The sequence below is a fragment of the Campylobacter armoricus genome (genome assembly GCF_013372105.1).
GTDB lineage: Bacteria > Campylobacterota > Campylobacteria > Campylobacterales > Campylobacteraceae > Campylobacter_D > Campylobacter_D armoricus.
Genome location: NZ_CP053825.1, coordinates 956,297 through 969,604 on the forward strand (window position 1 = coordinate 956,297; position 13,308 = coordinate 969,604).

Here is a 13,308-nt window from a genome sequence, read left to right on the forward strand (position 1 = left end):
TATATTAAAAGTATATTTATAAATTTGAGTAGATGGAACACTTAAAATTACAAATAATATACCTAATATTATAAGACTTAATACAAATTCCAATAGACTAAAAGCTTGTTTCACTGCTAAATGCTTTTTTATAAGTTAAATCTTTAGGTTGTAAGGATTTTAAGTTAAAATCCTTGCTAGAATATTCTAACAAAATATATCCATTAACTTTGAAATCTCTTTTTTTGTAGTGGATATTTTTACCAATTAGCTCTTTTTCCTCTTCAAACAATCTTTGATTTAAATTTATATTTTTTTGAGAAGAATTTATAAAAATTAAATAATAAAATCCAAAAACAAAAGATAAAATCACTATACAAAAAGCAAGCTCTAGGAGACTAAAAGCTTGCTTCATTTTCTCATACTTGCTTCAAAAGCTTCGAAAAAGACACCTCTTAAAGCTCTTTTTTCTAAAGCCTCGATTCCTTTTATAGTCACTCCTGCTGGAGAACAAATTTTTTCTTTCATGATAGCTGGATGGATATGAGTAAATATCGCGGAAAAACTTTCAAATGTCGATTTTGTCAAGCTGTAACTTAAATCATTTTTAAGTCCATTCCTAACACCTGCATTTGCTAGGCTTTCTGCTACTATAGCTAAAAATGCTGGAACACAACCGCTTAAAACCATAGCAATATCAAATTCTTTTTCATTTTGAAGCAAAAAAGATTTACCAAAAGTATTTATAATTGATAAAATTTCATCTTTAAAAATACTTTTTTCCATTAAATAAGGAGTTGTAGAAGCTTTAAATTCTGCTGCAATATTTGGCATAATTTTTACATAATTTTGTGCTTTAATACAATGCAACTGCTCAAAAGTAGTATTTGCTAAAACAGAAATAACAAATCTAGCTTTACCTTTTAATTTATTAGCTACTTCATTTAACGCATAAGGTTTAAAAGCTAAAATAATATTTTTATCTTCTAAATTAAAATTATCATAAGATATAATTTTAAAATTCAAACAACTAGCTTTTTTTATATCTCTAGCCACAATAATTATTTTATATTTATCTTCCAAGCCTTTAGCTATAGCTTTTGCCATAGCACCATTTCCTAAAATATAAATTTCAGACATTATTTAGATTGCTTAATAAAAGCTGAAATTTTTTCAGATTGAAAATAATTAGGATATTTAGCTGTATCTAAAATCACTTGAACTAAAGAATTGTTATCATAATTCATTACAACCGGTGCTAAAAAATTTACAGTAGATTCCTCCAAAGGCTCATTTATTGCAACGATTGCATAAACACCAAAATTTGTTTTTTCATTTAAAGCTAATAATTCTTGATAATAATCAGGAACCTCAAAATCATAATCTGGACGAATCATATAAGGATCTATCATTACAAAAGAAAAATCTTTTCCATCAAGACTTTTAAGCCTATAAAATACTTCATCAATCTTGTAAAAATTCATATTTTTTGTTTCTTCAAATCCTAATATAGGACATTTAACTTCTAAGTTCATTTTGCCTCCTAAAATCTATTGACTAAGAAATTACAACACAAAAAGCAAAATTAGTTCCAATTTTTGTCTTTTCTCTAATTAATACTTTTTAATTATAATTTTAGTTTTTAAAAATTAACAAATTCATAAACATAAAAACATTATAATTATAAATTATATAATTTTACAAGGTAGCATCATGAAAAAACTTTTTATTTTTTCACTCATTATAGGTTTATTTTTAGGGGCTTGTAGTTCTAAAAAAACAGAAGATTTGTACAATCTAAGCTCTATGGAATGGTATCAACAAATCATTAAAGATTTACAAGAAAAAAATTTAGAAGCAGCAGATAAACACTACACTTCTATGTCAGCTGAACATATAGCCGATCCTTTGCTAGAGCAAACTTTACTTATTTTAGCTCAAGCTCACATTAGTGAAGAAGAATATGAAATGGCTAATTTTTATCTAGATGAATATTTAAACAAATTTGGCGATTCAAAAAATGTAGCCTATATAAGATATTTAAAAATTAAAGCCAAATTCGACTCTTTTGCTGTGCCAAATCGCAATCAAGCACTCATGCTTAACACCATAGAAGAGATAAAAGAATATAATCAAAATTATCCCAATGTCCAATATAAAGATTTAATAGATACCATGCTTACTAAATTTAATCTTGCTGTGTTTTATCTTGATACAAGCATAGCAGAACTATATAAAAAAAGAGATAGAGAAGAAAGTTATGAAATTTATAAGCAAAAAATAGAAAATTCTGATTTTAATAAAATTGATATGATAAGACCCGAACTTCCATGGTATAGAAAAATATTTGAAGAAGGTATAATGTAATGAAACTAGAAAATACACAAAATTATCCAATAAAACTTCCTGTTATAGTAGAAGATGAACTTTTTTTATACCCTTTTATGATTACTCCTATTTTTTTAAATGATATTCAAAACATAAAAGCTTTGGATAATGCTTTGCAAAATGAAAGTATGATTTTTGTGGCTCCTTCTAAAATAGAAGGCGGGCGGGGTTTTGATGATATATATGATTGCGGAGTAATAGGAACTATAATGAGAAAAGTTCCACTTCCAGATGGAAGAATAAAAATATTATTTCAAGGATATGCTAAAGCAAAGATAATTGAAAGAATTTCAAATGAACCTTTATTTGCTTTGGTTGATTTAATTCATCAAGAACCAATATGCAATACAAAAAAAGAAGCAATTTTAGAAGTTTTAAGAGAAAAAGCTAAAGCTTTATCTACTGTTAGTCACTATTTTCCACCAGATCTTTTAAGAACCATAGAAGAAGATGTTGAACCTAGTAGAATTTGTGATTTAATACTTAATTCTATTAAAATAAAAAAACGACAAGCTTATGAATTTTTCATAGAAACTAATTTGGAAACAAAACTTCTAAATTTGATTGATTATTTAGCCAAGGAAATCGAAGCAAATAAAATCCAAAAAGAAATCAAAAATAAAGTTCATTCTAAAATTGATAAAGTAAATAAAGAATATTTCTTAAAAGAACAACTCAAACAGATTCAAAGAGAGCTAGGAAGTGATATACAAAAAGAAAGTGAAGTAGAAGAATATAATAAAAAATTAGAAAAGAAAAAAGCTTTTATGTATGAAGAAGCATACAAGGAAATCAAAAAACAAATTCAAAAATATGAAAGAATTCATCAAGATAATTCAGAAGCTTCTATGGTGCAAACCTATATAGAAACAGTTTTGGATATACCTTTTGAATATTCGTCAAAGAAAAAACTTAATCTAAAAGATGTATCTTCACAACTTAATAGCGATCATTATGCCTTAGAAAAACCAAAAGAACGTATAGAAGAGTATTTTGCCGTAAAAGAACTTTTAGAAAAACGCAAAATCAAAGATAGAGATGGTGCTAAGGTTATTTTATGTTTAGTTGGTCCCCCGGGTGTTGGTAAAACTTCTTTAGCAAATTCAGTCGCAAAAGCATTAAAAAGAGAATTAGTACGCATAGCTTTAGGTGGCTTAGAAGATGTTAATGAATTAAGAGGACATAGAAGAACCTATATAGGAGCAATGCCTGGACGCATTATACAAGGACTTATAGAAGCAAAACAAAGCAATCCAGTTGTAGTATTAGATGAAATCGATAAATTAAGTCGCAATCATAGAGGAGATCCAAGTGCGGTTTTACTTGAAATTTTAGATCCTGAGCAAAATACAAAATTTAGAGACTATTATTTAAATTTCAATATTGACTTGAGTAAAATTATATTCATAGCTACTGCAAATGATGCAAGTTTAATCCCTGCGGCTTTAAAAGATAGAATGGAATTTATAGAGCTTAGCTCTTACACTCCTCAAGAAAAATTTCAAATAGCAAAAAATTATCTCATACCAGATGAAATCAAAAAACATGGTTTAAAAAAAGAAGAAATTAACTTCAATGATGAAGCTATAGAATTAATGGTCAATGAATACACAAGAGAATCTGGTGTAAGAAATTTAAGAAGAAAAATTGCTGAAGTTTGTAGAAAATGTGTCAAAAAACTTCTTTTGAATGAAAATACTAAAAACATCAAGATAAATGCTAAAAATTTAAAAGACTTTTTAAGTAAAAAAGTCTTTGAAATTGAAAAACACGAAAAAGAAAACAAAATCGGTCAAGTAAATGGTTTAGCATGGACTGCGGTGGGTGGAGATGTATTAAAAATAGAAGCTATCAAAATCAAAGGCAAGGGTGAGTTAGCTCTTACAGGAAGCTTGGGTGATGTAATGAAAGAATCAGCAAAAATTGCTCAAAGTCTTGTTAAAAATTTAATTGATGAAGGACAAATTAAAACACCAAAAAATCTTTCTTACAAAGAAGATGAAAGTATCTATAATCAATACAATCTTCACATCCATGTACCAGATGGAGCCACACCTAAAGATGGACCAAGTGCTGGTATCACTATAACAACAGCCATTGCTTCTATTTTTAGTAATAAAAAAGTAAGATCTGATGTCGCTATGACTGGAGAAATTGATTTAATGGGTAATGTTTTACCAATAGGCGGATTAAAAGAAAAGTTAATTGCTGCATATAAAGCTGATATTAAAATAGCTATAATTCCGCATAAAAATTATGATAGAGATTTAAAAGATATTCCTGAAGAAGTAGTGAAAAATATGAAAATTATTGGAGTGAAAACTCTACAAGAAGTTTTAAAAATAGCTCTTGTTTATAACTAGAAGCTTTAGCTTCTAGTTTAATTTATCCATAATAACTTTACTTTCTTTTTCTAAATCGCGTATATCGTTTATAATCAAATCATAATCTTCTTTTGTTATATTTTCTTTTCTAGCTATTTCTATAGCCTTATTTGCAGTATTTTGTATTTTTTCACTCTTAGAATCCATTTCATTTTGAGAAATTAAAGGACAGAAAATACTTTTAGCATCTTCATCTTTACATAAGGTAGAAATTGGATCTAGATCTTGCAGCTTGTCTTGAGAACCATTTAAGGTCAAATAAACATCAGATTTATATAATATATGATCAATCTTCATAGCAGATAATGTCAAGTCGGAAGCAAAATTGACAAATTCTTTACCTAAATGAGTACTTTTGTCTTCCAGTTCTCCAAATGCTTTACTAAAATCCATAATTTTACCATCTGAAGAATTTGCTATACCATAAACTTTTTCACTATTTTCTTGTATAGAACTAATTTCTTGATTCATCACTTGGATTGCTAGAGTAATCTCTCCTGTTGCTTTTTGAGTTTTTTCAGCAAGCTGACGCACTTCATCAGCAACAACAGCAAAACCTCTACCATGTTCACCTGCACGAGCTGCTTCTATAGCTGCATTTAAAGCAAGTAGATTAGTTTGATCAGCTATATCTCTAATTACCTCTACAATAGCATTAATACTTTGAGCATTAGAAGCAAATGTATCTACTGCGTTTTTACTTTCATCAGCTACTTGCATCATAGTTGAAATAGATTCTTGTAATTCATTTACTTCTCTTCCGTTTTTTTGTGCTGTATCTGAGATAATCTTAATATCTCCAAAAACTTCTCTCATTAATTTAATAATTTTATTTAAAGAAGAAGATAAATCATTTAAATTTTTATTTTGGCTATTTAAACTCAAATCCATTAATTCTCTAGATAAAGCATTTTTAAAGACAGATTTTCCTGTTTTTTCTATATCATCTAAAGCTTTGTTTATAAAATTAATATTATGAACAAAAATTCCTTTTAAACCTTCAGGAATAGCTCTTCTAAAATATTCTCCTTTTTGCGAACAAGCAATTGAAGTATTAATTTCCCTTAAATAAGCTTCCAAACCATCTATGGTGTTGTTAAGATTATCTGCAATTTCTTTTGACTTTTTATCACTAGCTTTTACATAAACAATTCTAGAATCAAAATTTCCATTTTTGAGTTCTCTGCTAAGCTCTAAAATTTTATCGTTAAATTTTTCATTTTTATGTCTAATAAATAGACCATAACAAAACAATGCAATCATAACAACAAAAAATCCCAACGAAAAAAACTCTTTAAATACCAAAGAAACTACACAAGCTATAGTACTTAAAAATGCCCCAATATATAAAATATTTTTCATTAATCATCCTTTTTATTTTTGCATATGCATTATTAGCTGATTATAAGTCATATCATATGATTTGACTATTTTATTTAATTCCTCAATACCAGATTTTATACCACCATCTTTTTCCTTTTGTAAAAGAATTTTATAAATTTTTTCTATTGTAATCACTGCCTCTTTTTTTGGTTTTCTTCGGACAGAATAATAATTTAAAATATTTCCATTTTCATCACATGAAGCAGTAATATTAGCAAAAACCCAATAATAATCATCAAATTTTGTTTTATTTTTAACAAAAGCAAAAACTTCATTCTTATTTTGGATATTATCCCATAAATATTTAAAAACCGATCTAGGCATATCAGCATGACGCATAATACTATGAGGTTTATATAAAATTTCATCAATTTGATAATCAGAATACTTTAAAAAATCTTCATTTGCATAAATAATCTCACCTTTTAAATTGGTTTTAGATGTAATCAAAACATCACTTGTTAATTCTTTTTCTTGAGACATAAAAACAACTCCATTAAATAAGATAAAAAAAGTATTATTATATCATAATCAAAAGAATTTAAAATAAAAATTTTGATGTTTATTTTTGTAACTCTAAAATCAATTGATTATAACTCATACCATAAGAATTTACTATTTTCATAAGCTCATCAACCCCAGCTTTTATGCCATTTCTTTGTTCAACCTCTAAAAGATTTTTATACACTTGCTCTATAGTTGGTATTGCTTCTCTTTTAGGTTTTCTTCGGACAGAATAGTAATTTATAATATTTCCTTGTTCATCAAAAGATGCTGTAACATTAGTAAAAACCCAATAATAATCATCAAATTTTGTTTTATTTTTAACAAAAGCAAAGATTTCCTTACCATCTTGTATAAAATCCCATAAACATTTAAAAACAGTTCTTGGCATATCCGGATGACGCACTATATTATGAGGTTTGTATAAAATTTCTTCCATTTTATACCCTGCATATTTTAAAAAATCATCATTAGCATAAATTATATTACCTTTTAAGTCTGTTTTGGAAGTTATCAGTGTATCTGGTTCTAAAATTTTTTCTTTTGACATGCTTATCCTTGGTTATAATTTGTTTATAAAATATTATATTTTATTTTTTATAAAATTTCATTAAAATTATAACCTTTATCAAAAAGAATTTTTCTTACAATTTCCTGATGTTCTTTACCTTTAGTTTCTAAAGTAATAGAAATCATAGCATCACCATATTCAAGTTTAGTAGAAAACCTATCATAATCAATCTTAACTATATTAGCCTGTGCTTCTTTTATAGCATCACTTAAAGCACTTAAAGCTCCAGGTTTATCAATCAAGGTAACATTTATATGCATTTTTCTAAACGCCTTAAATAAACCTTTTTCTATGATAATATTTAACATCTGCACATCTATATTTCCACCACTCAAAACTGCACCAATTTTTTTATGATTTTTCAAATCTATTTTTTTGTGTAAAAGTGCTGCAACTACAGATGCTCCAGCTCCCTCAACTGTTAATTTATGCTTTTCTAACAAATACAATACTGCATTTGCAATCTCTTCATCATCTACTTGGATAAATTCATCAACACATTCAAGAATAATATCAAAATTAATTTTATTTACATCTCGAACTGCTATACCATCTGCTATAGTTCTAACGGATTTAGAATTTATAATTTTTTTATTTTTAAAACTTTCATACATTGCAGGAGCTCCTTTTGCACTCACTCCTACTATTTTTATATTAGGATTAATCTGCTTTGCTGCACTTGCAATACCACTAATTAATCCACCACCACCAACTGGAGCTAAAATCATATCCAAATCACTAATTTCATCAAGCATTTCAAGCATCAAAGTACCTTGTCCTGCCATAATACTTTCATTTTCAAAAGGATGTATAAAATTTAATTTATGTTCTTTAGCATAATTTAACGCATAAGCATAAGCTTCATCAAAATTATCTCCTTTTAAAATCACTTTTGCACCTAAATTTTTAGTTGCACTTACTTTTAATAAAGGTGTAGCTTCAGGCATAACAATTACAGCTTCTATGCCAAATTTTTTAGCACTAATAGCCACTCCTTGAGCGTGATTTCCTGCACTTGCAGCTATTACACCGGCTTGTTTTTGCTCTTTGGTTAAATTAGCTATTGTGTTATAAGCACCTCTAATTTTATAAGCACCAGTTTTTTGCAAATTTTCACATTTTAAAAATACATCAGCATCTAAAAAATCACTTAAAAATGAAGAATGCACAAAAGGGGTTTTCAAAACAAAATCTGCTATTTTCTGTTTAGCTTGATAAATTTTATTTAATTCGACCATAATCTACCTTTTTTTGTAGTTCTATTTTAATACAACAATTTTGAACACAATTTATACCATATTTTTGACATTTTTGTATTATTTCTTCATTGATAATACCAAGTTGCATCCAAAAATTTTTAATATTTTTAGTCAAAAGATCTTCAAAAATTTCATTTGCAAAACTTGCTTTTCTAAACATCACAACCGTATCGATTTTACTAGGAATTTCTTTTAAATTTCTATAAACCTTTTCATTTAAAATAAAATCTTCTTTAGGATAAATAGGATAAATTTTATAACCTAAGTCTTGCAAATATTTACTTACAAAATATGAAGGTTTTTCCTCGTTAGGACTAAGCCCTACAATAGCGATATTTTTCATAGAATTTAGTATTTTATGAATATTAGACAATACTTTCTCCTTTTTTAAGTATTGTATCCAAAACAAAATTAATAAGTGGTTTTTTTAATAATTAATAAATAATATAAAATAAAAGACAAAAAAACAATAACTGCACAAAATAAATAAATATTGGAAAAACCTATACTTGGCTCTATAATACCCAGTAAATAAGGACTAACGCCTATACCAAAATCCAAAGCTATAAAAAATGTAGAATTAGCTAAACCCATCTTTTCTTTTGGAGCAATTTTTATAGCTAAAGCCTGAGCACTTGAAGTAGCATTAGCATAACCTAATGCACAAAAAAAACCAGAAGCAATAATCATGTAAAAATTTGTCGCAAAAGCAAGTAAAAGCAAACATATAATAAAATTAAAAAATGAAAATATCATTACAATATTAGCTCCATATTTATCAAAAACTTTACCAGCAAGTGGTCTAAAAATCATAGAAAAACTAGCATATACTACAAAAAACATAGAACCAGCAAAACTTAAATTTAAACTTTGAGTATAAGCACTCATATAAGCTATAATAGCTCCAAATGCACATGCAAGCAAAAAAGTAACTAAAGCTAAATTTAAAACAGATTTTTCAAAATAATTATAAATACTCAATTTTCTTATCACAAAATGATGTTTTTTATATCTTCTTACCTTTAAAAAAATAGATAAAATCAGTGCAAAAACAATGCTTAAACTAGCAATTAAAAAACTAAGCCAAAATTGATTGATAGAGTCAAGTTTTATCGCCAAAAAAGGACCTAAGGCTGAAGTTAAAACAACACTTATTGCATAATATCCAATTCCAACACCTCTTTTATTACTAGGTATAATCCTAGCTATAGCCACTCCACACGCACAAGAGCAAATTCCATAACAAACACCAGCCAAAAAACGAATCAAAATCAAAAAATAAATATTATAAAACTTCAAATACATTAAGTTAATTGCAAGATACAATAAAAGTGAAAAAATGATTGTTTTTTTAACATTAATACTATCTATGATCGATCCAAAATAAAGCCTAGAAAGTAAAGCTCCTATAACAAAAGCGCCCATAATAAGCCCTGCGGTGCTAGTTTGAAGTCTTAAAACACTCAATACATAATCAGTGCTAGATATAGTACTCATATAAAAAACAAGACAAATGGCAAAATTAATCCCAAAAATACAGAAAAAATTGATATTAAATAAATTATATTTTTTACTAAGACCCATGAAAAAACCTTTCTTAAATTTTTTCATTGATATAATCAAGTAATTTTAAAAGTTTTTCTTGATCTTGTATATTTAATATATCCAAAATTTCTTTTTCATATTTTCTTATACAGATGTTTGCATTAAAAAAAATTTCTTTCCCTTTAACACTAAAAGTAATAATCTTTTCTCTTTTATCATCCGCTTTTAAAAACTCTATATATCTAAGTTTTGCTAATTTAGAAACAACCCTAGAAAGTATAGCTTTATCCATCTGATAAAACTCACATATTGGAGCTAAGGTAGTATTTTGATGCTGACTTAAATATACAAAAACTCTCCAATCACTTGATTTTAACCCAAAAGGTTCTAAAATTTCATTGATTTTATAGAGTATTTTTCTATTTGTGTAAGTGATTTTTTGAAAAAAAATGTAAAACCCTTTGTAAAAATTAATTGATTAAATCAACTATTTCCATAATAACAAATAAAATATAAATTCTAACTTATACTAGGCTTTTCTTCTTAAATACACCCCGCATTCAAGATGATGAGTATTAGCAAATTGATCAAAAAAGGCCAAATTTAAAATTTCATGACTTTGACATAAAATTTCAAGATTATCTTTTAAGCTTATAGGATTACAAGAAATATAAATAATATTCTCATAATGCTTAATAAGCTCAATCACACTTAAAGTAAGACCAGCTCTTGGAGGATCAACTAAAATATGTGATATTTTAAAACTATCTAAATCCACATCTTTTAAGCGATTAAATTCTCTTTCTTTTTTTAAAGCTTGACTTAATTCTTCACTAGAAAGTCTTGTAAAGGTAATATTTTCAATAAAATTCAAAAAACAATTTTTTAGAGCAAATTCAATATTTTTTTTAGAAATTTCAGTAGCTAAAACCTTATGGAAATATTGAGCTAGAGCTATGGTAAAATTTCCATAACCACAATAAAGCTCTAATAAATCTTGTCTAAAATCATTTTTAATGCAAGATATAACCCATTCTATCATTTTTTCATTGATGAAGGTATTAGGCTGGATAAAACAATCATTATTAAACTCATACATAAAGTCATTTGTGTTAATTTTTAAAACCTGTCTTAAATTTTCTCCATTAAATACAAGTTTTTTACCCCTGCTTCTTGCTATGAGCTTAAGATTTAATTTATTTGATAATTCTTGCAAATCTTGTGCAATTAGTTCTATATTTTTATGATAAAGTAAAGTTATACTTAAATCTAATTTTGTAGCTAGAAATTCTACCCCAAAAAGCTTATGTTTTAAATTTTCATTTAAATTACTTACTAAAATAGGCATATATTTTTGAATTTTTTCATCTGCTATATCAAATTTTTCAATGGGAATTTTTTTCTTATTTTTATGCATTGCATAAGAAATTTCTCTATTATCTTTGTGATATATAGAAAATTCTGCCCTAGTTCTATAAGCTTTTAAAGGTGACTTAAAAAACTGAATTTCTCCATCATATAAAGAAGAAAACAAGGCTTTGTTTAAAGCAATTTTTTCTTCAAAATCCATTATACATCTACCTTTTTACCAATTATAAAAAGTAAAGCTATCATAGCTAAGATACCAAAAACAAGTCCAAGCCATACATTAAGTCCTAAAGCCACTGGTAAATAACCACAAAATATACTAATAGCACAAACGCTTAAAGCATAAGGCATTTGTGTGCTAACATGTGCTAAAAGATCACACTTACTTCCCATAGAAGAAAGGATTGTAGTATCTGAAATTGGCGAGCAATGATCTCCAAAAATAGCTCCTGTTAAAACTCCTGAAATATTTATAATCATATATTGGTGCAACTCCACTCCATTTAAATCATTATGAACCCCAACAGCCATAGCTAAAGGAATAGCTAAAGGCATTAATATACCCATAGTTCCATAACTAGTTCCTGTTGAAAAAGAAATAATTGAAGCAAAAATAAAAATTGCCGTAGGAAGTAAATAAATAGGCGTTTTATCTGAAAATAAATCAATTAAATACTTAGAAGTTCCTAAATCTTTAATCACAGAAGCTAACGACCATGCACAAAGTAAAATAATCACAGTCATAATCATAGTTCTCCAACCATGAGTCCAAATTGCAATTGCTTCTTTTAATGTAAATATTTTTCTATACATTCCTAAAATAATAGCTACTATGGTAGCTAAAAGTGCAGCTTGAAATAAAACAACAGAAGCATCAGCTGCCCCAAAAGTTTCTCTAAAAGCAAATAAACTAAGTGGTGCTGCATCAATTTGTGCTTTAATATTTACATCATCTATGGCATTATAGCCACTAAAATAAAAACCTATAAATGAAAATATAATCAAAACAGCTAAAGGTATAATCGCATTGGATGCTTGTAGTTTTATATGCTCTTTTGGCTCTAAAACTTTATCTTCTATATTATCAATTTGTTCATGTCCGTGAGAAAACTTACCTGCTCTAGCTCTAAGTTCAGCTTTTAACATAGGTCCAAATTCTCTACCTGTATAAATGGTCAAAATAACAAAAATAAGCATAAAAAGATTATAAAATCTATAAGGCAAAGTTTGTACAAAAATTTCAAAAGCATTGATTTCTTCTTTTACTATCCCCAAATGTGCAAAAGTTGCACTATCGATTAGATCATATCCACTACGAATCAATGAAATTTCAAGTCCTATCCAAGTAGAAATGATAGCAAGACCTGTAATTGGTGCTGCAGTTGCATCCATAATAAAAGCAAGTTTTTCACGGCTTACTCTAAATTTATCAGTTACCGGACGCATTATAGGACCTACAATTAATGAATTAGCATAATCATCAAAGAAAATAAAAATTCCCATACACCAAGTAGCAAATTGCGAACTTTTTGCTTGTTTTGCCTTAGTAGAAAGCCATACAGCAACCGCTTTCGTTCCTCCAGTCTTAGTAATTAGCGCTACAACTCCACCTATAGTTAAAACTTGCAATAAAATCCCAGCATTTCCAGGACTTGCCATAGCATTTACTACTTTTGAAATAAAACCTGTAAAAGAAGCTATAATAGCATGATAAATACTATTTTCAATAAGCCCCAACATAAAAGTTCCGCTTAATGCACCAATAAACAAAGAAAGCACTACATCTTTAGTAATAAAAGCTAAAACAATAGCTATTACTGGTGGTAAAAGAGTCCAAACTCCAAAAAGCTCCGCATTTGCTTGTGCATCAGCAAACAAAAATAAAGGAGTCAATAATAAATAAAAAAATTTCATATTTTTCCTTAAA

The 13,308-nt window shown here is 27.4% G+C and carries 14 protein-coding genes; 2 read left to right on the forward strand and 12 right to left on the reverse strand.

The window, feature by feature from the left end:
- Positions 1 to 97: 97 nt before the first annotated feature.
- The 3 genes from CARM_RS04960 to fliW are packed head-to-tail and all read right to left on the reverse strand — an operon-like array spanning position 98 to position 1,514.
- Positions 98 to 394 carry a hypothetical protein gene (locus CARM_RS04960; RefSeq protein WP_139425950.1) on the reverse strand — a complete coding sequence of 99 codons (297 nt, stop codon included), beginning with the start codon at positions 392 to 394 and terminating at the stop codon, positions 98 to 100.
- The gene (locus tag CARM_RS04965) at positions 391 to 1,119 is read right to left on the reverse strand and encodes a pyrroline-5-carboxylate reductase (protein WP_139425948.1); all 729 of its coding nucleotides are present in this window, start codon (positions 1,117 to 1,119) and stop codon (positions 391 to 393) included. The genes CARM_RS04960 and CARM_RS04965 overlap by 4 nt, the downstream gene beginning before the upstream one ends.
- Positions 1,119 to 1,514 (reverse strand): flagellar assembly protein FliW, encoded by a 396-nt coding sequence (gene fliW, locus CARM_RS04970; protein ID WP_139425946.1) that lies wholly within the window; start codon positions 1,512 to 1,514, stop codon positions 1,119 to 1,121. Before fliW ends, CARM_RS04965 begins: the two co-directional genes overlap by 1 nt.
- A 178-nt stretch (positions 1,515 to 1,692) precedes the next feature.
- Between fliW and bamD the strand changes: the two genes are divergently transcribed.
- Together bamD and lon are read left to right on the forward strand one after the other, a co-directional pair.
- Positions 1,693 to 2,346: an outer membrane protein assembly factor BamD gene (gene bamD / locus CARM_RS04975; RefSeq protein ID WP_139425944.1), complete on the forward strand. Its 654-nt coding sequence runs from the start codon at positions 1,693 to 1,695 to the stop codon at positions 2,344 to 2,346.
- Positions 2,346 to 4,730 (forward strand): endopeptidase La, encoded by a 2,385-nt coding sequence (gene lon, locus CARM_RS04980; protein WP_139425942.1) that lies wholly within the window; start codon positions 2,346 to 2,348, stop codon positions 4,728 to 4,730. The genes bamD and lon overlap by 1 nt, the downstream gene beginning before the upstream one ends.
- Positions 4,731 to 4,742: 12 nt before the next feature.
- Here lon and CARM_RS08515 read toward each other — a convergent pair whose 3' ends face one another.
- From CARM_RS08515 to CARM_RS05025, 9 genes are all read right to left on the reverse strand, one after another.
- Positions 4,743 to 6,113 carry a methyl-accepting chemotaxis protein gene (locus tag CARM_RS08515; RefSeq protein ID WP_139425940.1) on the reverse strand — a complete coding sequence of 457 codons (1,371 nt, stop codon included), beginning with the start codon at positions 6,111 to 6,113 and terminating at the stop codon, positions 4,743 to 4,745.
- 12 nt (positions 6,114 to 6,125) lie between these two features.
- Positions 6,126 to 6,617 carry a PAS domain-containing protein gene (locus CARM_RS04990; protein WP_139425938.1) on the reverse strand — a complete coding sequence of 164 codons (492 nt, stop codon included), beginning with the start codon at positions 6,615 to 6,617 and terminating at the stop codon, positions 6,126 to 6,128.
- 79 nt (positions 6,618 to 6,696) lie between these two features.
- Positions 6,697 to 7,188, reverse strand: coding sequence for an energy taxis response protein CetC (cetC, locus tag CARM_RS04995; RefSeq protein ID WP_139425936.1), 492 nt, complete (start codon positions 7,186 to 7,188; stop codon positions 6,697 to 6,699).
- A 47-nt stretch (positions 7,189 to 7,235) separates the two neighbouring features.
- The gene (gene ilvA, locus CARM_RS05000; RefSeq protein WP_139425934.1) at positions 7,236 to 8,447 is read right to left on the reverse strand and encodes a threonine ammonia-lyase; all 1,212 of its coding nucleotides are present in this window, start codon (positions 8,445 to 8,447) and stop codon (positions 7,236 to 7,238) included.
- The gene (locus tag CARM_RS05005; RefSeq protein WP_139425995.1) at positions 8,431 to 8,811 is read right to left on the reverse strand and encodes a CoA-binding protein; all 381 of its coding nucleotides are present in this window, start codon (positions 8,809 to 8,811) and stop codon (positions 8,431 to 8,433) included. Before CARM_RS05005 ends, ilvA begins: the two co-directional genes overlap by 17 nt.
- A 68-nt stretch (positions 8,812 to 8,879) precedes the next feature.
- Complete coding sequence (locus CARM_RS05010) at positions 8,880 to 10,079, reverse strand: MFS transporter (RefSeq protein WP_139425932.1); 1,200 nt, start codon at positions 10,077 to 10,079, stop codon at positions 8,880 to 8,882.
- Complete coding sequence (locus CARM_RS05015) at positions 10,066 to 10,305, reverse strand: helix-turn-helix domain-containing protein (RefSeq protein WP_139425930.1); 240 nt, start codon at positions 10,303 to 10,305, stop codon at positions 10,066 to 10,068. The genes CARM_RS05010 and CARM_RS05015 overlap by 14 nt, the downstream gene beginning before the upstream one ends.
- Positions 10,306 to 10,542: 237 nt before the next feature.
- Positions 10,543 to 11,583: a tRNA (uridine(54)-C5)-methyltransferase TrmA gene (gene trmA / locus CARM_RS05020; RefSeq protein WP_139425927.1), complete on the reverse strand. Its 1,041-nt coding sequence runs from the start codon at positions 11,581 to 11,583 to the stop codon at positions 10,543 to 10,545.
- On the reverse strand, positions 11,583 to 13,295 hold the full coding sequence (locus CARM_RS05025; RefSeq protein WP_139425926.1) for a Na+/H+ antiporter NhaC family protein: 1,713 nt from the start codon (positions 13,293 to 13,295) through the stop codon (positions 11,583 to 11,585). Before CARM_RS05025 ends, trmA begins: the two co-directional genes overlap by 1 nt.
- Positions 13,296 to 13,308: the final 13 nt, after the last annotated feature.